Consider the following 26,297-nt stretch of genomic DNA (forward strand, 5'->3'; position numbering starts at 1 on the left):
TGTGTTTTTTTATATATTTAAAATACTTTTTGGATTTAAATCTTTATATATTCTTTTTACTAAACCAGTCAACACTTTACCAGGACCTATTTCATAAACCGCTGTAACTCCTAATTCTTTCATTTTATTAACACTATCTACCCATTTTACAGTACCTGTTATTTGATTAATTATATTTTCTTTAATTTTTTCAGGAGTTTCACATATATCCCCTGTATAATTTTGAATAATTTTGTATTTTGGATTTTTAAATTTTATGTCCTTTAATTCTTCTGCCATTTTTTCCTGTGCGGGTTTAACTAATTTTGAATGAAAAGGACCACTTACATTTAATTCAACAACTTTTTTTGCTCCCTTTTCTTTTAATAATTCTAATGCTTTAACAACTTCTTTCTTATCACCACTAATAACTATTTGATCTAATGCATTATGATTAGCTATATTAATATTTTCAAATTTATCTATAACTTCTCTTACTTTTTCTATATCTAAACCTATTACAGCTCCCATGCCTCCTAAACCTGGAGGACATGCTTCGCTCATATATTTTCCTCTTAATCTAACTAATTTTACTCCTTCTTCAAATTTAATTACATCAGATGCTACTAACGCAGTCCATTCACCTAAAGAATGTCCTGCAACTATTTCTGGGTATATGTTTAATTTTTCTGTTGCATATAAATACATTATATATGAAATAGTTAATAATGCAGGTTGAGCATTTTCTGTTAAAGTTAATAATTTTTCGTCATCACCATAAATAATTGATTTTAAATCAACATTTATCGAATCAGATGCTTTATTTAAATATTCATTATACTCAGGATATTTATCCAATATTTCTTTACCCATTCCTAAAGTTTGAGAACCTTGTCCAGGAAAAACAAAAGATATCATTTTAACACCTCTTTTCCAAATTCTTCAATTATTTCTTTTACACTTTTAATTTCATTTATTAAGCCCGCGCTTTGTCCTGCCATAAAAGAACCATTTTCTAAATCTCCATATAAAAATGCTTTTTTTAAACTCCCTACTAACATTTCTTCAGCTTCTTCTGGAGAGTTTAATTCTAAACTTTTTATTTTTTTAGCAAATTTTGTTTTTATTACTCTTGCAGGATGACCAATTGTAGCTCCAGTGACTATTGCATCTCTAATTCCCGCCTTTAAAATAAGATTTTTATAGTTTTCATGTGCTTCACACTCATATGTTGCTATAAATCTCGTTCCCATTTGAATTCCTTCAGCTCCCAATTCAAAAGCAGCTTTCATACCTCTTATATCTGCTATTCCACCTGCAGCAATTACTGGAACTTTTAAAACATCAACCAACTTAGGTATTAATACCATTGTCGATACATCACCAATATGACCTCCACATTCCATACCTTCACCTATAATTGCATCAACACCTATTTTTTCAAGTCTTATTGCCAAATTTTCAGAAGATACTACAGCTAATACTTTTATATCTTTTTCTTTTAAAGATTTAATATATTTACCAGGATTACCTGCTCCAAATATAACTATAGGAACATTTTCTCTTTTTACTATTTCAACTAATTCATCGGCATATGGATTTACTAATATAATATTTACAGCAAACGGCTTATCTGTTAATTCTTTTATAGCTTTTATAGCATTTTTTAATATATCTGGGGTCATACTTCCGGCACCAATAGTCCCTAATCCTCCAGCTTCTGAAACAGCTGCTGCTAATTTAGCAGTACCAACCCATGCCATTCCACCCTCTAATATTGGATATTTTATTCCAAGTAATCTGGTTATTCTATTCATTATTGCACCTCCAGGTAATACCTGATGTTGTCATTCCTCCACCTACAGATATTAATAAATATTTTTTTAGATCGATTTTTTTATTACCAAATGTTTTATACATTGTTAATGGAATACTTGCTGCTCCTGTATTTCCATAATCTTCTATAATATCTAAAAATTCTACATCATTAAAACTACTCTTAACACTTTCTAAAATTCTCTTATTAGCTTGATGCGGAATGATAATTTTATCATTATAATCATTTAAATAATCTCTTATCATCTTTTTCATATTACTAACAGCAAATTTATAGACTCTTTTTCCATCCATTATTATCTTTTTATCTTCATTTATATTTAACGCATCTAAATACTCACTATCATATATTACTCTATGATCACATATAATATCATCTTTATTTTCCAATATCAATGCTACTGCCGCATCAGAAAATAATATCGATGTATTTATATCGTTTTTATCTACAAGATCAGATAATTTCTCTGATATTACTATTAATATTTTATTTGCTATTTTTTCTCTAAACATAACATCGGCTATATGCATTGATGTTACAAAACCTACAAAACCATTTGATACATCAATACCATATCTTAGTTTGTTTATATTTAGCTTTTCATACATTCTAACGTAGTAAGGAACATAATGCGCTCCAATTGAAGATACAAATAGTATTGTATCAACATCTTTTAAATCTAATTTTTCAGCAGCTTTTACCCCCATTTGAAATACATCTATATTAGAAATATATCTATTTTTTATTCCTGTTCTTTTTAAAATCCATTCTTCTGAAACATTAAATCTTTTTGCTAATGTTTCATTATCCAAAATATATTCAGGAATATATGCATTTATTTGAGTAATATACATTTTATCCCCTCTTTATTCCAACCATTAATTCTGCACTTGCAACTAATTTATCTTCCACTTTAGCTATTCCATTTACCTTATACATCCCCATTTTTTCTTGCAGAATCTCTACTTCATATATTAGTTTATCTCCAGGTCTAACTTCTTTTTTAAATCTTGCTTTGTCTATCCCTAAAAATAATGGAATAGATCCTTCTTTTATATCTTTCATCAAAAGTATTCCTGCAGTTTGTGCTAATCCTTCTATTATTAATACTCCTGGCATAATTGGATAATCAGGAAAATGACCTTTAAAATGAGGTTCATTTATACTGACATTTTTATATGCAATTATTTTTTTTTCTTGAATATCAATTACACCTTCTACTAATAAAAATGGATATCTATGAGGTAATATCCTCATTATTTCATCTATTCCCATTGTGTTATCACCCCTATTGCATCTGGACCTAAATGTGTTCCAATTACCGGATCTAATAATGCATAAATATTTTCGTTAATTCCTCTATTTTTTAATTCTTCAATTATCATAGTTCCATATTTTAAATTACCCGTATGAATAATTGCTGTTCTTTTTAATTTTAATGAATCTATTCTTTCTAATGATGAATTTATTAATTCTTTTATCATTTTATTATATCCTCTAACGCTTTTTAAAGGAACTATTTCTCCTTCTATTAGAGACAACAATGGTTTCATATTTAATAATCCGCCCATTAAAGCTTTTGCTTTCCCTATTCTTCCACCTTTATACAAGTAATCTAAGTTAGTAACTGAAAACATTATTTTTATTGTATTATAAAAATTTTTTGCATATTCTATTAGTTGTTCTAATGAATAATTATTACTCTCAATTTTTTCTTTTAATTCTAATAATAAAAATCCCAATCCAAAGCTAGTTAATTTTGAATCAACTACAAATATTCTTTTTTCATCTACCATTGTAGAAGCTAATCTTGCTGAATTCAAAGTTCCACTTAATTTTTCAGATATTGTTACAGTTATTAAATAATCATATCTTTTTAACATATCTCTATATACATCTTCAAAATCTTTTACAGATGGTTGGGAAGTTAAAGGTATATATGATCCTACTTTTAATTCTTCATAAAATGTTGTAGGGCAAATATCAATAGCTCTTATATGATTCCCTTCTCTTAAAATATATAATGAAGCAACTCCTATATCATTTTTTTCTAAAAATTCTGTTGATAAATTACATGTATTATCTGTTACTAAACCTATTTTCATATTATCATCTCCTTATATACCCCTATACACAATAGAAACATTATGTCCTCCAAATCCAAAAGAATTTTTTATAGCATATTCTGCTTTATATTCTATTGTTTCTCTTGGAATATTTAAATCATTTAACTCATCATCAATATTTTCTAGATTTGGCATACCGTGAATAAAGCCTTCTTTCATTTGCAGAATCATACCTACAAATTCTATCGCTGCTGCTGCACCTAATCCGTGTCCAAATAATGTTTTTGAACCTTGAATGTATATTTTTTTTGCATGTTCTCCAAGTGCTGATCTTAATGCTCTTGTTTCTGCAACATCTCCAGCTGGCGTTGAAGTTGCGTGACAATTCGCTAAATCAATTTTTTCTGGAGAGATATTTGCATCTTTTAAAGCAATTTGAATTGCTCTAGCAGCACCTTTTCCTTCTTCATCTGGAGCACTAATGTGATAAGCATCGCCAGTCATACCAAATCCTTCAATATATCCATATATATTTGCATCTCTTTTTTTTGCATGTTCTTCCGATTCTAAAATTATTACCCCTGAACCCTCACCCATCACAAAACCATCTCTATCTTTATCAAATGGTCTTGATGCACCTTTTGGATCATCATTCCTAGTTGATAATGCTCTCATATTTGCAAACGCTGCTATTGGCATTGGATCAATTGTAGCTTCTGCTCCACCAACTATTGCTACATCTATATATCCATGTCTTATTAACATACTTCCAATTGCTATAGCATGTAAAGAAGAAGCACATGCACTTACTGTATTAAAATTTGGACCTTTTAATCCAAATTCTATAGAAACAACACCTGAGGCCATATCTGATATCATCATAGGAATTAAAAAAGGACTAACAACTTTAGGACCTTTTTTTTCCATTTTTTCAAATTCTTGGTATAATGTTTTAAATCCTCCTATACCTGATGCAACAATTACAGCAGCATTTTCTTTCCATTCACCATCACCCAATTTACTATCTTCTAACGCTTCTTTAGTTGCAGCTATGGCAAATTGCAAAAATCTATCATACCTTTTTGCAGTTTTTTTATCCATATATAATGTTGGATCAAAATCCTTTACTTCTGCTGCAATTTTAACCTTATGATCATTTGTATCAAATTGTGTAATATAATCTATTCCTATTTTCATTTTTCTCAAACTTTCTTTAAATTCCTCTTTTGACTTAGCTATTGAATTAATTGTACCTAAACCAGTTACTACTACTTTATTCATTTTATTACCTCCTTCTATTATTTATTTCTCCATATTAAATAATAAGCAACAATGTGCCAATTAATTATTATAGAACATTTGTTCTATAATAGTATATTAATTATACTTTTATTAAAGTTACTATGATTTAGTAAGTATAATTATTAGACTAATTTAAATATTTTTTTACCTAAAATTTATGTTATAATATAAAAAAATATGTTTTTTTGGGAGAGATCTTATGGAAGAGAAAAACAATATCTATATAGAAAAAGTAAAAGTAAATACTATATTATATAATGGAGATTTAGTCGATATAGAATTACCTCAACAACACATTATAGGTAATAGTAGAGTATTAGAACTGGATTTCAAAAAAAAATATGCTAAAATTCTTCCTCCGATATATAAAAATCAGAGAATAAAATTACATAATAATGAAAAAATTAATATTAGGGTATATAATAAAGGTTCTAATGTTATGATAAAATCTTATATTTTAGACATCTCAAAGGATCATATACTAATATACTTACCTGCATATTGTTATAAAATACAAAAAAGAATTTTTTTTAGAATTCCTATTATTAGGAATGGAATATTATTTGATGAAGAAAATAATAAATTAATACCTTTTGAAACTAGGGATTTTAGTGCAGGTGGGATTCAAATTGCAGTAAAAGAGGTTTTGGATAATAAAGAATATTTATTAAAATCACTAGCTTTAGATGAAGATTTTATACTAAATGAAATTAAAACACAAGTTGTTCGATATATTGATGAAAATATATTTGGAGAAAAACTATATGGTTTAAAGTTTTTAAACCTTGATTATGAATTAGAAAAAAATATTGTAAGGTATGTTAATTTATATACTATAAAAGCCAAACATCCAAATCAGGGGGAGTAATATGAATCAGAGTAAAATATTTGGATTTATTGAAATTTCACTTGTAAACTTTCTATTATTTTTTATAGATATTACCCTTAGATATTTTGGATATGTTTTAATTAATCCAAATCCATATTTTCTTTTCACATTATTTGTTTCAATAAGGTATGGAATAAATCTTTCATTATATTCTACAGTTACAGGAACATTATTTACTTTTTTGTCAATTTATTTATACAACAAAGAGATTTTTTTTAATATTATTATTACTTGGGAAGTTCTTAAAATACCCTTATTTATGTTATCTTTCGGCGTTATTGTTGGTTTTTTTAGAGATATGTATGTTCAACAAATTAATACATTAAATGATAAATTAGAATTACTAAAACATAAAATAGAATTGTTAGAAGAAGATATTAGAAAGTATAAAAATGTTACAGATGATTTGGAACAAAAATTGGTTTTAGAAAAAAAAGGTGTGTCTTTATTAGTTGATAGATTAAAAGAAATTGAATATGATAGTAGTGAAGACATCTTTAATGAAGCAATAGACTTAATATCAGAATTTATTGGTGCAAAAACTGTATCTATTTACACATTAAGCAAAAATGACTTTCTGAGATTAAAAGTAAGAAAAGGTGAACAATTTTTGCCAAACTCATTTGATTTAAATAAATCTGTTGTTTTAGGATTAGCTAAAGAATTTGGAAGTTCTAATATTAATGTATTATTTTTAACTGAAACAGAATATGAATTTGAATATGAACCTGCTATTGCTGTTGCTATAAAAGATAAAGATACAATCTTAGGTTTTATTATTGTAGAAATTATAGAACCAGAAAAAATCAATAAAAATACTGAAATATATTTAAAAATATTATCTGACTGGTTAAGTACATTATTATATGCATCTTTAGAATTATCAGAAAAAAACAAGGATATTGATATTATTGAAAAATTTTCAGATGTTTTAGAAAAAATTGAAGAAAGACGAAAAAGATTTAAAATTCCTTATTCAGTTATAATAGCTAAAAGTAATAAATATATCCCTGTTGAAAATTTAAAATCATTTATAAGAGATACTGATTATATATTTTTTGACAAAAACACTTTTGAATTTAGGATTATATTAACTTCTAGTAGTGACATAGGATTAAAAAGGGTTTTAGAGAAAATTAATAATTACGATCAAGATATTAAAATTTTGGAGGCATATACAAAATATGCATAAAAGAAAATTTTTTGAGATCTTATCATTTATTGATTTTATTATTGGTACTTTAAGTATATTTTTTATATTATTTAACTTATATATAATTGGTTATATATTTATATTATTATATTTAATTATATTTTTAATTATTACTTTATTTGAAAAAAAAGAATTGAAATTTATTATCATAAAAATAAGCATAGCTATTTTTCTATTTCCTTATTATCCTTTAATTTTATTTTTCCATTATAGAAAAATATCTCCAATATATAATCCTATTGACTTTGAAGAAGCCAAATTAGATATTCATGGAAATATATCTTTTTCATCAATAGATTTAGCACCATTTTATATTATTTTAAAATATGGTGATCCCAAGCAGCGTAAATACGTAATAAGAATGTTATATAACTCTATAATCCAAGAAATTATAGAGTTTGTTGATGGCATTCAACTAATAAGAAGTGCTATTAATAATGACTCACATCCCGATGTAGTTCTTTATGCATCAGATGCATTGACTAATTTAGAGAAATTTTTAGTTGAGTCAATATATAAATATATGAATAACTTAAATTCATTAGAAGACTATATTAATTTTGGAAAATATTCTTATTATTATGCAAAATCTGGTTTTTTGGCTGGAGAACATGAAAGAGAAATATTATGGCAATCTTCTATTATTTTATTGCCCGCAATGGATATTTTCCCAGAAAGTCCTGATTTATATTATTTTACTTTTAAAATAATGGAATTATTAGGAGAATATGATGAGTTAGAAAATATTTTAAATTCTGTATTATTAAAGTTTAAACATTATAAAATTTTAGAATTTGCTATTTTTTACTATATAAAAAGAAAAAATCCAAAAAAAGTTCAAAATTTGATTTCCTTATATATGGAACTCGGATTTTCTTCCAATAACGATGCTATAAAATTTATGCTCGGAGGATGACATGTTTAAAAAAAAAATATTTCTATTATTATCTATCATTTCATTATTTTTTGGATTTGCTAGCCTTTTTTTATTTTTATTTAATAATTATTCTTTATCATTTATATTTTTACTTTTATATTTTATATTTATATATATTATATTGTTTTCAGAAAGTCGTCTTGTTACATCGACTCTATTTAAGTCAATTGTATCTCTTGTTTTATTTCCTTTTTATCCCATAATCCACTACTATTCATATAGAGGATTCGATCCAATTTATAATGAAATAGACTTCGAAGAAGGGAAATTATTAGAAACTAAAAAAATTGCCTATTATGCTTTTGATTTAGCACCTTTTAATATTATATTGAAATACGGTGATGCTTCTCAAAGAAAATTTGTTGTTAGATTAATTTATAATTCTATTAAAGAAGAAAAAATTGATTTGGTAGATGGTATAGAATTAATAAAAAACGCTATTAATATTGATATGCATCCTGATGTTGTTTTATACGCTACAGATGCTTTAAATAGTCTAGAAAAATTCTTAATAAATAAAATTGCACATTTATCCAAGGAATTAAATTCATTGGAAAATTATTTATATTATGCTAAATATTCTATATACTATTTAAAATCTGGATTTATTATGCCAGGTTTTGAAAATGAATTTATTGAAGAGGTTATCAGTAATCTAAAAAAAGGAATTGAAATTTTCCAAAACTCTTCAAAATTATACTTATATTATTTAGAAATTCTAGAATATATTGGAAATAATATAGAACTAGAGGAAATATTAAATGATATAATAAACAAATATCAATATCCTGAAATATATGAATTTGCCATTTTATATTATATAAAAAAGAAAAATATGAAAAAAGCACAACAACTAATTTCCAAGTTCTTAGATAACAATTTTACTCCTTCTCACGAATCTATAAAATTTATATTGGGAGGATAATATGAAAAGCAAAAGAGATTTTATGACTGAATTTATAATCGATAAGTCCCTTATGAAAAAATATTCTAAAAATACATACAATAAAACAAAAGATAAAATAAGAAGTATTCTTTCAAAAATATATAAATCTTTACCTATATATTATATATTGTTTTTTTCTACTTTATTCTTAATTTTTCTATTAATATTTATAAATTACAAAACCACACGTGATTTTGATCCTAATTATATAAAAAGCTTGCCTTGGGAAAAAAGAACTTCATTTTTGAGAGAGGTTGAATTGATAAGTAAACTTAAAAATAAAAAAAGTTATAAAGATGAAGATTTAGCTATTATTAATGAATTAATAAGTGTTGCTATTGCTTTGAAAGATGAAGAAACTTTAAAATTTGCAGAGAAAATTAAATATGATTATTTAATAAATTCTTTAAATACTATATCAAATTTAAAATTTATAAGTGATTTTACAAATAATTTAGAATTTAGAAGAAAAATGGGGTTATTTATGTATTCTAATAATGATATTTTTTTAAAAAATATAAATAAGAACTTGGATAAAATAGATAAAATCATATTATATTTAACACTATGGAAATATAATTCAAACAAATTAAATGCTTTATCTATTTATTATACAAAAGATGAATTAAATTATATAGAAAATATAATAAATACTTTAGGTGATTTAAAATGAAAGTCGGCATAATATTTGAAGGAACTTATCCATATGTAACTGGAGGTGTATCCAGTTGGGGTAATACTTTAATGCAAAATATGAAAGATATTGAATTTTGTGTTATTCATTTAGGTCCTGAACCACAAAAAAGAATTCCCAAATATACATTTTCAGAAAATATTGTTGATTATTTTGAATTTTTTCTTTTTGCAAAATATAATTTTAAGCATAAACACAAAGTTGATAAGCGTTTAGGCGAATATTTAAAGGAAACAATAAAATATCCATTTGATGAAAAAAAAATGTCTGAAAAATTATACGATATTTTATTAAAATATCATAATTATGATTTCACTAGTATTTTAAAGACCGATATATATTGGGATTTTTTATTATATTTTTATAAAACATATATACCTTATGAAGACTTTACAAATTACTACTGGACATTACAATCAATGTTATTGCCTGTTTTAAATTCTATGACTATAGATTTTCCAAAATGCGATGTATACCATACTATAACTACTGGTTATGCTGGTGTGTCTGCTGTTGTTAATGGTTTGCGATACAATGTTCCTGTTATTTTAACTGAACATGGTATATATCATAGGGAAAGACAACTTGAAGTATTAAAAGCTGATTGGATAAAAGATGAGTATAGAACTGCATGGATAAAATTATTTAACACAATAAGTGCTTTAACTTATAAAGGTTCAAATAAAATAACAACATTATTCTCTAAAAATCAAATGTTTGAAAAAGAATTTTGTGAAGATACCGAAAAAATGTCTGTAATACCTAATGGAATAGATTATGATAGGTTTTCAAAATTAGAATATAGAAAAGAAAAAAATCCATATATTGTAGGATTGGTAGGAAGAGTTGTTGAAATAAAAGATATAAAAACAGCTATTAAAGCAGCTAAAGTTGTTAAGGAAAAGATTGATAATTTTAAATTATATATTATTGGACCTACAGATGAAGAACCAGAGTATTTTCAAGAATGTAAAGAAATGATAGAAATTTTTAAATTAGAAGATACTATTGAATTTACAGGTAAAGTGAATGTTTTAGATTATTATCCAAAACTAAATGTGTTACTATTATCCAGTGTTAGCGAAGGACAACCTTTAGTTATCTTGGAAGCATTTGCAGCAGGAATACCTGTTGTTACAACTGATGTTGGCGCGTGCTCAGAAATGATATATGGTTCTGAAGAAGATATAATTGGGGATGCTGGCATTGTGGTAAAGCCAAAAGATTTTATTGGTTTAGCTAATGGCTTAATAAAGTTATATGAAGATGATAATTTTAGAATGAATGCATCTAAAATAGCTAAGATAAGAGTTCAAAAAAGATATAGACTTGATCAAATGATTAAAAACTATAGAGATTTATACTTATCGGTGGTGAAATAATGGCCGGAGTCGGATTTAAATTAAATAAACTATTTCATAGAGGTGGCGTTTCAACAGATTTATTAGCCGTTGCATACTCTGTTATGGTATCTTCTGGTCCTTGGATCATTACCACATTTTCATTATGGATATTGTTAACAATTTTTAAAACTGATAATATTTATTTTAATGTATCTATTGTTTATTCTTTTGTAACTTCTATAATTGTATCAGGATTATTCATAATGTTTGAATCTAGAAGAATTTCAGATTTGATATTCTTGAAGGATTATAAGAAAATACTACCTGAAGTTATGGGTATATTAACATATAGTTCTATGGTTATAATATTAATAATGTTAGTTTTTTTTGCTTTTAATAGAAATGAATTATGGTTTATATTATCCTTTTCTTATTTAAATTTATCTTTATTATCTCTTTGGATAATTTCAATAGCTTCTTTATCTTCAGACTCCGTAAATTGGTATATATTAGCTTTTTTAATCATGGGAGTTTTTTCTATTATTCTTTCAAATTTTTTTGGTTCTGATGAAAACCCTTTGGGATATATTTTAGGATATGCTTTTGGTGTTAATATTGGGACATTTTTTCACTATATGATTGCTTTAATTCATTTTGGAAGTCACATGGGAATATCTTTTGAGTGGACAAAAGAATTAAGGAAATACTGGCAAAATATATTTATAGGTTTTATTTATTATCTAGCATTATGGATTGATGACTTTGTTACCTGGTTTTCACCACATTTTGGGGAAATCCCATTAAGAGGCTTCCATTTTTCTTTTATATATGATAGTCCAATGTTTATTGCGTATTTAACTATTATACCAACATCAACCATGTTTATTTTAGTTTTAGAAACTAGATTTTACAAGACATATAAACTTTTTTATGATTCACTAAGACAAGGGTTTAATTATGCAGAAATAGAAATAAGAAAAAACAACATGTTAAGTGAATTAAAATATGATATAAATCTTGTTGTTAGAATACAATTAGCATTTACCTTTTCATTATTATTTTTGAATGAATTAAATTTAATTCCATTTGTATCACAAGTTTTAAAACCAATATTAAGATTAGGATTAATAGGTGCTATGTTAAATTCTTATTATTTGATGATTATGCTACTTATTCTTTATTTTGATTTTAGAAATACTGCTTTATACTTGAATATTTTTGTATTTCTAACTAACTTAACATTGAGTTTTCTATTTACATATAAACTTGGATATTATGCTTTAGGAGCTAGTTATTCTATCGCTTTTGCATTGGGTACTTTCATCGGGTATAAAGTATTAATAAAAAAAGTTTCAAATATTATTCAATTGGAATATTATAGGCAAAAATTAAATGTAGAAGATGGTTATTATATAAATTATAATGATATGAAAAGATTAATGGAGGAAAATCAAGGGTGAAAAAAATATTATTAATTTTATTTTTTATATTGTTATTTATTAACCTTTTTGGGCAAAAAAAATTGTTGCTGTTATACAAAAACTCCGAACAATATGGTGAATACATGTTTAAATACCATATAATTCCACTATTGGAAAAATACGATATTGACTATGCATTAAGCAATATAGAAGATATAAATTATTATAAGATTAATAATAAAGATTATTTTGGTATTATAAGTTGGTATTACTCTCCTACTTTAGAAAATTCAAATTTATACTTAAGACAATTATCTTCTTTTGTTGAAAATGGTGGGTTTTTCTTTTTTTTCAATAATTTAGGAGTAACTTCTGATATAAGGGAAGTGAATAATCTATTAAATAAATTAGGAATCCATTATATGTACGACTATAAAGACATTAATAATTATAATATTAATTTTAAAAAAGATTTTTTTATTACATCACCATCTACAAATATTCTGCAACCTGTTGAGAAATATATTACATTTGGAAATAATGATATAATTTTATCTTATATTTCTAATAATGAATCTTATCCTATGATAATATTATCTAATAATGGTGGAGGAGCTATTTTTAATAGCTTTATTGATAAAGATGGGAATGTAATTTTTAATATAGAAAAATTAATTTTAAAATTAATAAATCAAAAAGTTGGCACTCAGAATAAAATTTTAATTATTAAAACAAACTTTGATGACGAGAGATTTTTATATTCTCAAAATGAATTAACAACTATTTTTAAGTACGCAAAATTAAATTATGAATTGATAAATGTCGATGAATTTTATAACCTATCTTATTTCGACTTAATACCATATAGTTATATAATTTGGAATACAGATGCTGGATATATAAAAACAAAAACTATAGAAAGATATATAAATAATGGTGGAACATTCATATTTTCAACAAATATTTATAACACTCCTTGGAATATTTACGCTAAAGTTGACAATATTGATATTTCAAAAATTGTTTTCTCCAAAAATTTATTCCCTATTGGAAATGATGAAAATGGTAGTGTGTATAATAGAAACTTTAAAATTTCTTTTAATCTTTCCTTAAATGAAAAACACACTACTTTAGCTTATTTAGAAAATAATAATGTAAAAATACCTGCTATTTGGTATGAAAAAATAAATAATGGATATATTGGTTATATATATCCATATATTATATTTAAAGCTGTTAGAGGATTAATTTTACAATCTATACTTGAAATGAAAGATACATCTATTGCAGGCTTATTAAATTCATTTATTTTTTATATAGATGATTTCCCATTACCTTCATATAATGTAGAAAAATTAGTAATTAATGGGAAAAAAATTACAGACGATGAATATTACTATGAAATTTGGTGGCCTTCTATTAAAAAATTTTCAGAAAAATATAATATAAAATATACATTTGTAACTCCATTAAGTTATAATGGATCTAGTACACCGCCATTTGAATTTACTGAATTTTTTGTTAGTAAAAATAATTATCCATACAAAACCATGAGAGAGATTAGTAATTCTGATTTTGAATTAGGATTACATGGTTATAATCATAATTCTTTAACAAAAGATAGATGGGCTAATCCTGAAAATATTAAGTTAAGTTTAAAAGCAGCTATTAAATTTATTAGTAATATTATTGGTCATGATGCTATTATCAGTAGTTATGTTGCACCTAATAATTTAATTGATGAGTTTGGTATAAATAATCTTTTGCAAGCTATTCCAACAATTAAAACTGTTGGTACAATATATGAAGATAACTCTTATTTGTCAGAATATGAAATAAGAAATAATTTTACAATAATAATACCAAGATCAACATATGGTTATTATCCTTTAAGTAAAGTTTATTTAACCACTATTAATACCTTAGCTAACTTTGGAACTTTTCAACATTTTATACACTCAGATGATGTATTTTCAAAAGATAGAAATCCTAAAAATTTAACCTGGGATCAAATGTATAATAATTTAGAAACTTTTTATAATACAATTAAAAATAAATTTCCCTGGTTAAGAAATCAAACAGCTTCTGAAGCATATCCTTTTTTCTTTGATTATCTAACACAAGATGTTAAATATGAATATAATGAAAATAATTTAACAGTTATTATTCCAGATTCTTCTTTATTCCCAAAATTTTTTATGATTAAAAGTAAAATGAATATAAGAAAAATATCTGGAGGTAAAATTATACATTATTATAGAGATAATAATTTATATATAATTGAGATGAATAAAAATATTTTAAATATTGAATTTTTAAGGTGATTAATATGAAAGATGGTATTAGAAAAATATTTTTAGAAAAAAGAAAAAAAATGTTAGAATCAGAGTATAATGAATATAGTTTAATCATAAGAGAAAATATTAAAAATTTCCTAAAAGATTTAGATTATAATAATATTGCTATGTATTATCCTTTTCGAAAAGAAGTTGATTTACTACCTTTAATATATGAATTTAAAGATAAAAACTTATTTTTTCCAAAAGTTATAGATAAAGATATGAAATTTATAAAAATTTCTTCTATCAACGATTTTAAAAAAGGAAAATTTGGGATAATGGAACCTGCTGGCAATTATTATACTGATGAAATAGATGTTTTTTTAATTCCTGGTGTAACTTTTGATAATAATTTATTTCGTTTAGGCTATGGTGGAGGATATTATGATAGATATTTTTCAAAACATAAACGTGGGTTATTAATTGGTATTGCATTTGATTTTCAAATTATAAAAGAACTACCTGCTTTTGAACATGATATAAAAATGGATGCTATAATTACAGAAAAAAGAATATTAAAAGGTGATTAACATGAAAATTGGATTAGTTCAATTTAGACCGGATCTTTTTCAAGTTAGAGAAAATGTTGAAAAGGGAATTAATTTAATAAAAAATGAAAATGCTGATCTTTTTGTTTTCCCAGAATTAGCATTTACTGGTTATACTTTTAATACAAAAAATGAAGTTGAATGGGTTTCCGAAGACAAAAATGGATATTCTATAAAATCATTTAGAGATATTGCTGTTTCAAAGAAAACAAATATAGTCTTTGGTTTTGTTGAAAAAGAAGAAAACAAATTTTATAATTCTTCTATTCTATTAAAAAAAGATGGAAGTTATAGAATATATAGAAAAACACATTTATTCTATGAAGAAAAAATATTTTTTGAAAGTGGAAATACAGGTTTTTGGGTTGAAGATATTGATGGAGTAAAAATTGGATTAGCTATTTGTTTTGATTGGTTTTTCCCAGAATCATTTAGAACACTAGCTCTAAAAGGAGCTCAAATTATTGCACATAGCGCTAACTTAGTAATGCCATATTGTCAAGAAGCTAATAAAATTAGATCATTGGAAAATAGAGTGTTTATTGTTACTTCAAATAGATGGGGAGAAGAAGTTAATTTATTAAATTCAAATAAATTTACAGGAATGAGCCAAATTACTAATCCAAAAGGAGAAATTTTAATAAGATTGCCTGAAAAAGGGGATAAAGTTAAAGTTGTTGATATCAATCCAGAGGAGGCAAATAATAAATTTATAAATAAATATAATGATATTTTTAAAGATAGAATGCCTCAATATTACAAGGAGTGATTTAATGTTTTTAGCTATTGGCGAAGTTTTAATTGACATGATAACAGAATCTTTTTTACTAAAAAATGCAACCGTTTTCAAAAAATATTTCGGAGGTTCTCCAGCAAATATTGCAATAAATATTTCAAAACAAGGTATAGATAGTTATTTGTTGTCAACAATTGGTGATGATCCATTTGGACAATATATAATTGACTTTTTAAAAAAATATTCTGTTAAAATAGATTATTTAAATATTTCATCAAAAATTAATACCGATATTGTTTTTGTAAATAAATCAGAAAATACTCCAGAATTTAAAGCCTATAGAAGCGCTTCTTTAAATTTAAATATTCCTAAAAATTTTGATTTAAAAAAGTTTAAAATATTACATATTTCTTCATGGGCAATTTCAGAAACAAAACAGTATGAAAATATAGTAAATTTAATTAAATTAGCTAAAAAAAATAATATAATTATTGGATTAGATCCTAATTACAGGAAAATGTTATGGCATAATAAATATAACATATTAGATGTACTTAAAGAATTGGGGCCATATACTGATATTATTAAACCTTCACTAGATGACGCTGAACATATTTTTGGAAAAGATAGTCTAGAAAACTATATTAAATACTTTAAAGAACTTAATTTTAAAAACATTATTTTCACTTTAGGAAAAGATGGTGTATATATTAAAAATGATAATATAGATAAAAAAATACCATCTTATGCATCAAAAGTTATTGATGTTACTGGAGCCGGAGATGCTGTGTGGTCTGGCATTTATACAGGTATAATTAATAATTTAGATATTATTAAATCAACAAAATTGGGATTAGCATTTGCTGCAGAAAAGTTGAAATATATTGGCGCAATTGCTCCAATTGCACAATGGGATTTATTAAAAGAAAAATATGAAATATAAGGGGAGTTTTATGACAAAAGAATTATTTACAATATCAACAATTTTAATACTATTTATAACTTTTTTCTTTTTACCAAAAAAAGAAATTATTGATGTGCCTGTTATTTACCAAATAAACGGTTCTAATATTGAAAATATTATTTCAAATTACAGACCTAAATTTTTAATAATAGATTATTCAAAAGATGGTACTGAAAAATTTAAATTCACTAGTAATGATATTAATATATTGAAGAATAAAGGAATTACACCTTTAGCTTATTTAAGCATTGGTGAAGCTGAGGATTATAGATATTATTGGAAAAATGAATGGTATAAAAATCCTCCTATATGGTTATACAAGGAAAATCCAAATTGGGCTGGAAATTACAAAGTCAAATATTGGCATGATGATTGGAAAAATATTATATTCAATTATTTGGATAAAATAATTGAACAAGGGTTTAGTGGGGTTTATCTAGATTTAATAGATTCTTATATATTTTGGTCAAATAATGGTTATGATATTACATACACAGCATCAGAAATGATTAAATTTGTAATTGAGATAGCAGAATATGCTAGAAAAAAGAATCCAGTATTTTTAATAGTTCCTCAAAACGGAGAAGATATTTTAGACTATGACTATAACCATAAATATTTATATACTATTTCAGGAATAGGTATAGAAAGTTTATTTTACTTATATAATAAAAAAAATGAAGATAAATATATTAATTCAAGATTAGATTACATATTAAAAATTAAAAGTTATGGTAAATTTGTCCTAGTTACAGATTACATATATGACCCACAAAAACCAAATGAAGAGATAATTCTTGATTTCATAAAATTATGTAATTATTATGATTTTTATGGATATCCCGCAAATAAAAATCAAAAATTAAAAGATTTATCTGGTGCCTTAAAATATTTTAAAGAGGTGAAAAAATGAGAATTGCATTTTTTAATCCGCAAGGTAATTTTGATAAAGAAAATTCATATATTACAGAACATCCTGATTTTGGGGGACAGTTAATTTATGTAAGAGAGGTTGCAATGGAACTTTCTAAATTAGGTGTAGATGTTGATATTTTCACGAGAAAGATTAATGATAATAATTGGCCGGAATTTAAGGATGATTTTGATTTTTATGAAGATTATCATAATTTAAAAATAATAAGAATTCCTTTTGGTGGAGATAGGTTTTTAAGAAAAGAATTATTATGGCCATATTTAAAAGATTTTGCTTATGGTATTAATAAATATTATGAAAAAAATAATATTAAACCTAGTTTTATAACTACACATTATGGAGATGGCGGTATAACTGGTGCAATTTTTGAAAAAATTACAGGTATTCCTTTTTCATTTACAGCACACTCTTTAGGAGCACAAAAAATTGATAAATTAGGTGTAAATATTGATAATTTTGAACAATATGATAATGAATATAATTTTTCCATTAGAATCAATGCTGAAAGATTATCTATGAACAGATCCGCTTTTAATATTGTAAGTACAAATATTGAAAGATTTGAGCAATATGGACATACATTATATAATGGAGCTATAAATATTAATGACGATTCAAAATTTAAAGTTATTCCCCCTGGAGTAAATATTACTACGTTTTCTTCAGAAAAAAAAGAAATAGATGACTTTTTTTGGAAAAATATTGAAAATTATTTAAAAAGAGATATTAAAGAAATTAATAAGCAGTATATTGTGCTATCTAGTAGAGTAGATGAGAAAAAAAATCATCTGGGTGCAGTTAGAGCATATGCAAAATCTAAAAAACTTCAGGAAATTTCTAATCTTGTTATTTTTGTAAGAGGATTAAAAAATGGCTTTAAGGATATATATAAATTATCTAAGAAAGAACAAAAAATTATAGGAGAAATAAAAAGAATAGTAGAAGACTATGGATTATATGGTAAAATATCCTTATTTGATGTACCAGGGCAGGAAGAACTATCAAGTGCTTATAGATATTTTGTTATGAAAAAGTCCGTTTTTGTTTTACCAGCTTTTTATGAACCTTTTGGCTTAGCTCCTATTGAAGCAGCAGCAGTAGGCCTTGCTGTTGTAGCTACTAAAAATGGTGGGCCTATGGAATCGTTTGATAAAGGTAAATATGGTGTATTAATAGATCCATTTGATATAAAAGATATGGAAAAGGGAATTTTAGATGGGTTAAAGAATTTTGATAAATATTCTGAATTAGGAAGAAAAAGAGTTGTTGAAAATTATACTTGGGAAATTACTGCTAAAAAATATCTTGAAAATATTAATAACTATTTAAAAAATCCACAAAAGAATAAAGAATATCTTCATATTCCAGCATATTTCTTCGATTATAGTAAAAATATTGAGAAAAATATAATTATAGATTATCTAAAAAGAAAAAATGCCCAGTGATGGGCATTTTATTATGGTGGAGACGGCGGGAGTCGAACCCGCGTCCGAAGGCAGAGTAACCCGGACATCTCCGAGCGCAGCCTATGTTTTAAATTTCGCTTAATCTTCTCCCATAGGCAGGATAAGATTAGGCTATCTCTCTAAGATGTCCCCAAAAACCCGAGAGAATGATTTTTGGGTTAGGGTCATAAATATGACGTCCTAATCAACCATTTGACCCAGAACGGTTGGTAGGACGGCTGCTATGTTATATTAAGCAGCTAATGCGTAATTTTCTTCGGCAATTCTCTTTTTGACCGATCATTTTACGTGGTAACAGTCTTCCACGGCTCGCTTTCCGACCTACTCTACCCCCGTCGAAACCGTTTCGTCCCCGAGCTTAATGATTATAACATATTTATATTTTTTTTTCAACTATTTAGACGTTATTATTGTACAAAAGTTTAATTATGTACAATTATAGTCTTTAAATAATTATTATAATATACATCTACAATAAATTTCTCTGGTATTTTATCTAATGGTATTTTAAATATTCCATTTTTTACTTCCACTCTTTCATTATTACTATAAACAAAATATTTTTCAGCTTGAATAATTTCAGAGTTTAAAAAAATTATTTTGGGTTTTTCGATTTTAAATATTGCATAATTTGAGTCTTTCCCTATATAATTTATATATACTCTTATATCTGCTATATTTTTCGGATTATTTTCTACCTTTATTTTCTTTATTCCATATATTATTTTCTTATTTATTTCTGCTTTATAGTATATTTCATAAACACCACTTTTATCAAAAGGTTCTATTAATAATGTATTATCTAAATAAGAAAAATTAATATCTTTAATATTTCCAACAAAATTAAATTCAAAAAATTTCATATTAAAATTTTTTATTTCATTATTATATTTATCATAAACTTTGATATTTTTTATTTTAATTAAATTTTCTTCATTTGTATATATTTTATCTTTATCAAAATCAAATGTTATATTATTAGGGAATGATGGAATTACTTCTAATTTTATTTTTTTTATTAATTTCCTATTACTATATATGTTTACTATATAATTTCCAGATTTAGTAATATTATTTGAAAACCACGCCTCTCCATACATATTTGTTTTTCCCATATATATCATATCAGAATCATTTAGGGTATAAAATAAATCTATATTTTGTGCTGGTCTATTATTCCTTGTTCTCGCTATCAATTTAATTAATAATCTTTCACCAGCAATAACTTTTATGTTATCCTTACTTTCTAAAAAAGCTATTTCGTCTTTTCCAAATTTAATAATTGGCATTTCAAAGTCAATCCCATATATACTACCATTTTTTTTACTATAATTATATTTTATTGAAAAATTTTTATACCCTAACTTTATTCCTAAACTGTTAAAAGACGAATAGTTATAATACGGCTCTATTACATAGTTATTGTAATAAAATGGGATCGATATTCCACCAGAAAATTGGAAGTCATGTTGACTTCCAATTTTTATTTTTAAAAATTCCAAGTCATATCCCAAATATATATTAGATAAATTATTATTATAATAATCAAAATTAATAAAAATATTATTAGTTAAAGTGTATACTGGAATGAATAACATTAGTATTAAAAATTGTTTTATTTTTCCCATATTTCCTCCTATGGTGTACTCCAACCATCTAAATTGGAGTCAGTTTTTATAATATAAGAATTCCCATATGTATGATCAGAAAACTTTGTTTGACCAAAAATTATATAACCATTGTCTGATGTTTTTATAATTCCCATCGCTTTATCTTCGTATTCTCTTCCAAAATAATGTTTATTAATTACATTAATATTATTATCTAATTCTAATATCTCTATATCCCCTTCATTATTGTTTAGTGCCATTAAATATCCGTTATCCACTTTTACTATATCCACAAAAGAATTATAAAAATTGTTTTCATATATCGGTTTGTATAATTCATTTAATCTATAACTAAATCCCTTTATAACTAAGTCATTATTAATAAATCCCACTGCAAAAAAATCCCTTTCGTTATTTTCTAATTTTACTATTTTATCTATATCTACTATTTTCTCATCTTCTAAATTAAAATTTTTGTCAAGCTTTGCCATATAGCCTTTATTATTTTTTTCTCCTGATAATATAAATTTTTCTTTACTGTCATAATCATAAATTTTAATAATTGAATATAATTTTGTGTTACCAAAGTTTTTTTCAAGCATTTTCAAACCATTTAAAATATTTATTATATAATTATTTCCCGAATTTTCTCCTAGTATTATATATTCATTATCTGATATTTTAATGAAATCTTTTATAGACGATAAAAAAATATTTGTAAGATTAGATGATATAAGATTTAAATTATTATCATATTCTTCAAAAATAATCTGATCATCTTTAATTCCAATTATTAATAAATTAGCATTATTTTCAATAAAGTACGGCGTGTAATTTATTGTAATAGATGAATCTTTAGTTGTCTCTGTTCCTGTATAATCTATTTTTGTTAAATAATATTCATTATTTTGCTTTTCGATAAATACATATTCATTTGAGTTAACTTCTTTAAGATCGATTATAGAATTTTCTATATTATTATTGCCTCTTTCTATAGTAAATATATTTGTATCTATGTTATTTGTTTTAAAAGTTATTGTTGATTCTACATAATCGTTTTTTTCATCTATAGCTCTTATTTTTAAATAATAATTTGTATCAGGCAATAATCTTCCTAAATATTTTTCAATATCATAAACGTTATATAATATTGTACTATAATTACTATCTTCAAATGATTCTAATAAATCAAATCTTATTGTTTGACCTTCAGGATCTTTAACTTCCCAATTAATTTTTAATTCTAATCCATTATATAACTCATAATTAATTTTTGAAAAAACAGGTGGAGAATTAGTAGTAAAATCATAGATTTCAGATTCACTTTCACCACCAAATCCGTCTTTTGCAACTATTTTCCAATAATAAGTTTTTCCATTCTCTAAATTATTTATATTATAACTTGTATATACATAATCTGATGCAACTTTTACTAAGTTATTTTTAGTATCTCCAAAATATATGTCATATTTTAATTTATCTTTCTCAGAATCTGTAGCTTCCCAATATAATGTGACATTTCTTTCAATTCCAATTGAATTATTTTTAGGATAATATATATTTTGAATATTTGGCGATGTATTTGTTTTAAAACTTTTTATATCAGATTCACTTACAGCACCTTTATTATCATATACTTTTATTTTCCAGTAATAAGTTTTCCCTTCAATTAAATTATTTAGTTTATACTCTTTTTCAGTTGTTGTTGCTATCTTTGTTAAGGAATTCTGAGAAGTTCCTAAGTATATTTCATAATATATTTCATCGTTATCTGGATCATATGCATTCCAATATATTTTATCTCCATTTTTAAAATGATTTGTATCTTCAACATACATAGAATTATTATATATTATAGGTTTTCTAGTTGTGCTAAAGTTAAGAATAGTAGAATTTTCTGTACCTTTATCATCAATTACTAACAATTCTAACAAATAATTTTTATCAGATTCCAAATTTAAAGTATATGCATTACTCTTTAAATTTTCTTTTAATTTATTTCCATTTAATTTAATGGTATAAGATAAATTATCATTATCTTTATCATATCCTTCCCATTGTAAATTATAATTTAGTGATATATTTGTTGCATAATCTGATAAATTAACAGATTTAAATTCAGGCCTATATGTTGTCGTGAATTCTCTAAATTCTGTTTCCGTTACACCATTCATCTCATCTTCTAATTTTATTTTCCAATAATACTTCGTTCCAGGGTTTAATTCCGTTTTTATAGTATATTCTCCCTCTGTTTGTGTATTAGGCATATACTCTTCATTTAATTCTTCTTTATTATACCCAAAATACATTCTTAATGTAAATATTTTCGAATCATAATCTTCAGCTTTCCATATTATGGTTGGATGCAATGATATATTAGATTCATTCTCTCTAGGAGAATAATCTAATATTATAGGAGGTTTATTTATTTCTAAAGAAATTTCATCGCCCTTAGTATAAAACCCTTTATCATTAAATGCCTTCACATATAAATTATATTTTCCGCCATCAGGTATATATATAATTGTATTATTATTTGTTAAATTGCTAGCAATAATACTTTCTATTCCATCTTTAGATTTGTATACATTGTAATAACTTGAATTATTGGATAAACCCCATATAATTTTAAATACATTAGGGTATTTTTCTTCATTTAATGAGAGTTCCTTATTTAAATTCCCATTTTCATCATAACCATATATATTTGTTATATTAGGTTTATTATTTGGAGATTTATCTGTAGTAAATGTTGCTTCAATAGATGTATTTGTAGCTAAATTAGAATCTATAGCAACTACTTTCCATGTGTATAATGTATCTGGTAATAATCCTGATACACTGTAATTTTTATTTGTTGTTGTTCCAATTTTTGTATCATCTAAATATATTTCATAATATATATCATCGTTATCTATATCTGTTGCATTCCAAGTTAAAGTGACTGTTGATCCTAAATTTTCTTCTGATATAGGATATATTAATTCAATAACGGGTTTTCTTGATGTAGTAAAATTTGATGAAGCTATAGCTGTTGCAAAATTACTATCTTCAACTATAACTTCCCATGTATATTCCATATTAGATTCCAAAAAATTAGTATATTTTACTATTGTAGAATCTGTTGATATTTCATCTATTATATTTCCATTATTATATATATATAATTTATAATTTAATTTATCATTATCTATATCTGTTGCATCCCATGAAAATACAGGCTTTAATGATTCATTAAAACTAGTAGGTGTCAATAATTGAATTTGCGGTTTATTTGTAGTTTCAAAATAATTAATACCAGAACTTGCGGAAGCATTATAAACATCAAAAGCTAATACTTCCCATTTGTATTTTGTTTCAGGTAAAATATTTAAATCATAATAATTTTCTGTTAATGTTGCCAGTAGCGATAAAGGTTCATTATCTTTAGAAATATATAGATTATAATACGCTAAGTTTGTATCTTCAAAAAACCATTTTAATTTTGTTTTTAATGAAATATTTACTATATTATTTGTCGGTTCTACACTTTTAAATATCGGTTTTTTATTAGTCGTAAAAGTTGCTATATCGCTAATAGATGTTGCATTATTGGTATCAATTGCTTCTACTTGCCAAAAATAAGTTGTTCCATTTTTCAAATTCTTTAGAGTATAATAATTTTTTGATGTCTCTCCTTCTAAAATTAAATCCGTAGAAGATTCACCATAATATATCCTATAATTCAATTCATTATCAGGATCATAACATTTCCAGGTTAAAGTTGCAACTTTAGTATCTACATCTATTATTTTATTTGGAAATAGTTCATATGGATTATCCGGACCAACATTAGTTTTAAATTTAACAATCTCGCTACTTACTTCATTACCTTTCCCATCATCAGCTATAACTTTAAAAGCATAATAACTTCCTTTTTTCAAACCATTTACATTATAATACATATTCTTTGTAGAATCATCTATTAATAAATTTCTTGAAAAATCTATATTTTCAATTTTATCTTCCATACTGACTTCTTTTAATTTAATGAAAAAGGTTAAGTTATCATTATCTATATCAGTTGCATTCCAAGTAATTTTCAGATTTTCCGGCATTCCTACGGGGTAATTTTCCGTTTCTTTGTTTTTTACTGGATATGTAATTTTTATTTCTGGTTTATATGATGTTGTAAAACTTTGTATAGAACTTTCAATTTTATTTTTATTATCAATTATCTTCCAATAAAATGTAGTACCTTCAGGTAAAGAATTTAATGTAAATTCCTTGCTAGATATATTTTTTCTTAAATAATATTTTAAATCATTTGAAAGATCATCATTAGGCGAAAATATTAAAGTAAAATCATCAGATATACCTGTATATTCAAAAGATAATTTTACATTATTCAACGGTATACTTCTTGAATTATTCGTAGGATTAAAATTGAAAAATTCTAAATTCCCTACATTTATTTGAAGTATATCTTCACCAAATGTATTTAAATTATCATATGCTACTATTTTAAAATAATATGTTTCTCTTGTGTTTAAATTTTCTATATAATAACTTTTATTTAGCCCTAAATCTACAATATCAAAAAAATCATTTGATTTTGATATATATAATTCATATTTTTTTATACCATCCTTATCTTCTGCATCCCAAGATAATAATATATGATTTTCATATATAATATTTTTATTTGTTAAAAATTTTACTTTAGGTATATCAGTTGTTGTAAATTCATATATATCTGATTCATTAATTTCATTTCCTTTAACGCTAATGATTTGTAAATAATATGTTGTTTCAGGTGATAAATTTTCTATTCTTATATTCTTATTAGATGTTGTAATTTTTCTATCTAACAAATTCTTATTAGTCCCATACTTAACAATATAATTAATATCTTCTAAAACAACATTACCTTCCAAATCCCAATAGAAATCTATTGAAAGTGGAAGGTTATTTAATTTTGTAGGATATTTTAATATTGGTTTTGGCGGTTTTGTATTTAAAATACAAGATTGAAGTATTAATATAATTATAATATATAATAGACTTTTATATGTTTTTTTCATTATAATATCA

At 24.6% G+C, this 26,297-nt stretch carries 21 protein-coding genes and 1 other RNA gene; 13 read left to right on the forward strand and 9 right to left on the reverse strand.

Annotated elements, in window-relative coordinates:
- Positions 1-9: 9 nt before the first annotated feature.
- From fabD to fabF, 6 genes are read right to left on the reverse strand one after another with little or no spacing between them, the layout of a single operon-like run.
- Positions 10-897, reverse strand: coding sequence for an ACP S-malonyltransferase (gene fabD, locus AS160_RS07525; protein ID WP_165147190.1), 888 nt, complete (start codon positions 895-897; stop codon positions 10-12).
- Complete coding sequence (locus AS160_RS07530) at positions 894-1,796, reverse strand: nitronate monooxygenase (protein WP_165147193.1); 903 nt, start codon at positions 1,794-1,796, stop codon at positions 894-896. Before AS160_RS07530 ends, fabD begins: the two co-directional genes overlap by 4 nt.
- The gene (locus AS160_RS07535; RefSeq protein ID WP_165147196.1) at positions 1,789-2,670 is read right to left on the reverse strand and encodes a 3-oxoacyl-[acyl-carrier-protein] synthase III C-terminal domain-containing protein; all 882 of its coding nucleotides are present in this window, start codon (positions 2,668-2,670) and stop codon (positions 1,789-1,791) included. Before AS160_RS07535 ends, AS160_RS07530 begins: the two co-directional genes overlap by 8 nt.
- Position 2,671: 1 nt before the next feature.
- Positions 2,672-3,091: a 3-hydroxyacyl-ACP dehydratase FabZ gene (fabZ, locus tag AS160_RS07540; protein WP_165147198.1), complete on the reverse strand. Its 420-nt coding sequence runs from the start codon at positions 3,089-3,091 to the stop codon at positions 2,672-2,674.
- Complete coding sequence (locus tag AS160_RS07545) at positions 3,082-3,921, reverse strand: DegV family protein (protein ID WP_165147200.1); 840 nt, start codon at positions 3,919-3,921, stop codon at positions 3,082-3,084. Before AS160_RS07545 ends, fabZ begins: the two co-directional genes overlap by 10 nt.
- A 12-nt stretch (positions 3,922-3,933) precedes the next feature.
- Positions 3,934-5,163, reverse strand: a complete 1,230-nt coding sequence (gene fabF / locus AS160_RS07550; RefSeq protein WP_165147202.1) for a beta-ketoacyl-ACP synthase II — start codon at positions 5,161-5,163, stop codon at positions 3,934-3,936.
- 220 nt (positions 5,164-5,383) lie between these two features.
- Between fabF and AS160_RS07555 the strand changes: the two genes are divergently transcribed.
- From AS160_RS07555 to AS160_RS07615, 13 genes are read left to right on the forward strand one after another with little or no spacing between them, the layout of a single operon-like run.
- Complete coding sequence (locus AS160_RS07555) at positions 5,384-6,052, forward strand: PilZ domain-containing protein (protein ID WP_165147205.1); 669 nt, start codon at positions 5,384-5,386, stop codon at positions 6,050-6,052.
- Position 6,053: 1 nt separating this feature from the next.
- The gene (locus tag AS160_RS07560; RefSeq protein WP_165147208.1) at positions 6,054-7,265 is read left to right on the forward strand and encodes a hypothetical protein; all 1,212 of its coding nucleotides are present in this window, start codon (positions 6,054-6,056) and stop codon (positions 7,263-7,265) included.
- Positions 7,258-8,202 (forward strand): hypothetical protein, encoded by a 945-nt coding sequence (locus AS160_RS07565; protein ID WP_165147211.1) that lies wholly within the window; start codon positions 7,258-7,260, stop codon positions 8,200-8,202. Before AS160_RS07560 ends, AS160_RS07565 begins: the two co-directional genes overlap by 8 nt.
- A gap of 1 nt (position 8,203) precedes the next feature.
- Entirely contained in the window at positions 8,204-9,148 is a 945-nt protein-coding gene (locus tag AS160_RS07570) for a hypothetical protein (protein ID WP_165147214.1), read from the forward strand.
- 1 nt (position 9,149) lies between these two features.
- Positions 9,150-9,842, forward strand: coding sequence for a hypothetical protein (locus AS160_RS07575; RefSeq protein ID WP_165147217.1), 693 nt, complete (start codon positions 9,150-9,152; stop codon positions 9,840-9,842).
- Positions 9,839-11,245, forward strand: coding sequence for a GT4 family glycosyltransferase PelF (gene pelF, locus AS160_RS07580; RefSeq protein WP_165147220.1), 1,407 nt, complete (start codon positions 9,839-9,841; stop codon positions 11,243-11,245). Before AS160_RS07575 ends, pelF begins: the two co-directional genes overlap by 4 nt.
- Positions 11,245-12,666 carry an exopolysaccharide Pel transporter PelG gene (pelG, locus tag AS160_RS07585; protein ID WP_165147223.1) on the forward strand — a complete coding sequence of 474 codons (1,422 nt, stop codon included), beginning with the start codon at positions 11,245-11,247 and terminating at the stop codon, positions 12,664-12,666. Before pelF ends, pelG begins: the two co-directional genes overlap by 1 nt.
- Positions 12,663-14,951 carry a DUF2194 domain-containing protein gene (locus AS160_RS07590; RefSeq protein WP_165147226.1) on the forward strand — a complete coding sequence of 763 codons (2,289 nt, stop codon included), beginning with the start codon at positions 12,663-12,665 and terminating at the stop codon, positions 14,949-14,951. Before pelG ends, AS160_RS07590 begins: the two co-directional genes overlap by 4 nt.
- Positions 14,952-14,956: 5 nt before the next feature.
- The gene (locus AS160_RS07595; protein WP_165147229.1) at positions 14,957-15,496 is read left to right on the forward strand and encodes a 5-formyltetrahydrofolate cyclo-ligase; all 540 of its coding nucleotides are present in this window, start codon (positions 14,957-14,959) and stop codon (positions 15,494-15,496) included.
- 1 nt (position 15,497) lies between these two features.
- Positions 15,498-16,283, forward strand: coding sequence for a nitrilase-related carbon-nitrogen hydrolase (locus AS160_RS07600; RefSeq protein ID WP_165147232.1), 786 nt, complete (start codon positions 15,498-15,500; stop codon positions 16,281-16,283).
- Positions 16,284-16,287: 4 nt separating this feature from the next.
- Complete coding sequence (locus AS160_RS07605) at positions 16,288-17,193, forward strand: PfkB family carbohydrate kinase (RefSeq protein WP_165147235.1); 906 nt, start codon at positions 16,288-16,290, stop codon at positions 17,191-17,193.
- 10 nt (positions 17,194-17,203) lie between these two features.
- Positions 17,204-18,127, forward strand: coding sequence for an MJ1477/TM1410 family putative glycoside hydrolase (locus AS160_RS07610; protein ID WP_165147238.1), 924 nt, complete (start codon positions 17,204-17,206; stop codon positions 18,125-18,127).
- Positions 18,124-19,593 (forward strand): glycosyltransferase, encoded by a 1,470-nt coding sequence (locus AS160_RS07615; RefSeq protein ID WP_165147241.1) that lies wholly within the window; start codon positions 18,124-18,126, stop codon positions 19,591-19,593. The genes AS160_RS07610 and AS160_RS07615 overlap by 4 nt, the downstream gene beginning before the upstream one ends.
- A gap of 14 nt (positions 19,594-19,607) precedes the next feature.
- Here AS160_RS07615 and ssrA read toward each other — a convergent pair.
- The 3 genes from ssrA to AS160_RS07630 all read right to left on the reverse strand — a co-directional run bounded on the left by ssrA (position 19,608) and on the right by AS160_RS07630 (position 26,287).
- Positions 19,608-19,968, reverse strand: a transfer-messenger RNA (tmRNA) gene (ssrA, locus tag AS160_RS07620).
- Between the two features lie 68 nt (positions 19,969-20,036).
- Positions 20,037-21,242, reverse strand: coding sequence for a hypothetical protein (locus AS160_RS07625; protein WP_165147244.1), 1,206 nt, complete (start codon positions 21,240-21,242; stop codon positions 20,037-20,039).
- Between the two features lie 8 nt (positions 21,243-21,250).
- Complete coding sequence (locus AS160_RS07630) at positions 21,251-26,287, reverse strand: fibronectin type III domain-containing protein (RefSeq protein ID WP_165147247.1); 5,037 nt, start codon at positions 26,285-26,287, stop codon at positions 21,251-21,253.
- Positions 26,288-26,297: the final 10 nt, after the last annotated feature.

Source organism: Marinitoga sp. 38H-ov (genome assembly GCF_011057715.1).
Classification (GTDB): Bacteria; Thermotogota; Thermotogae; order Petrotogales; family Petrotogaceae; genus Marinitoga.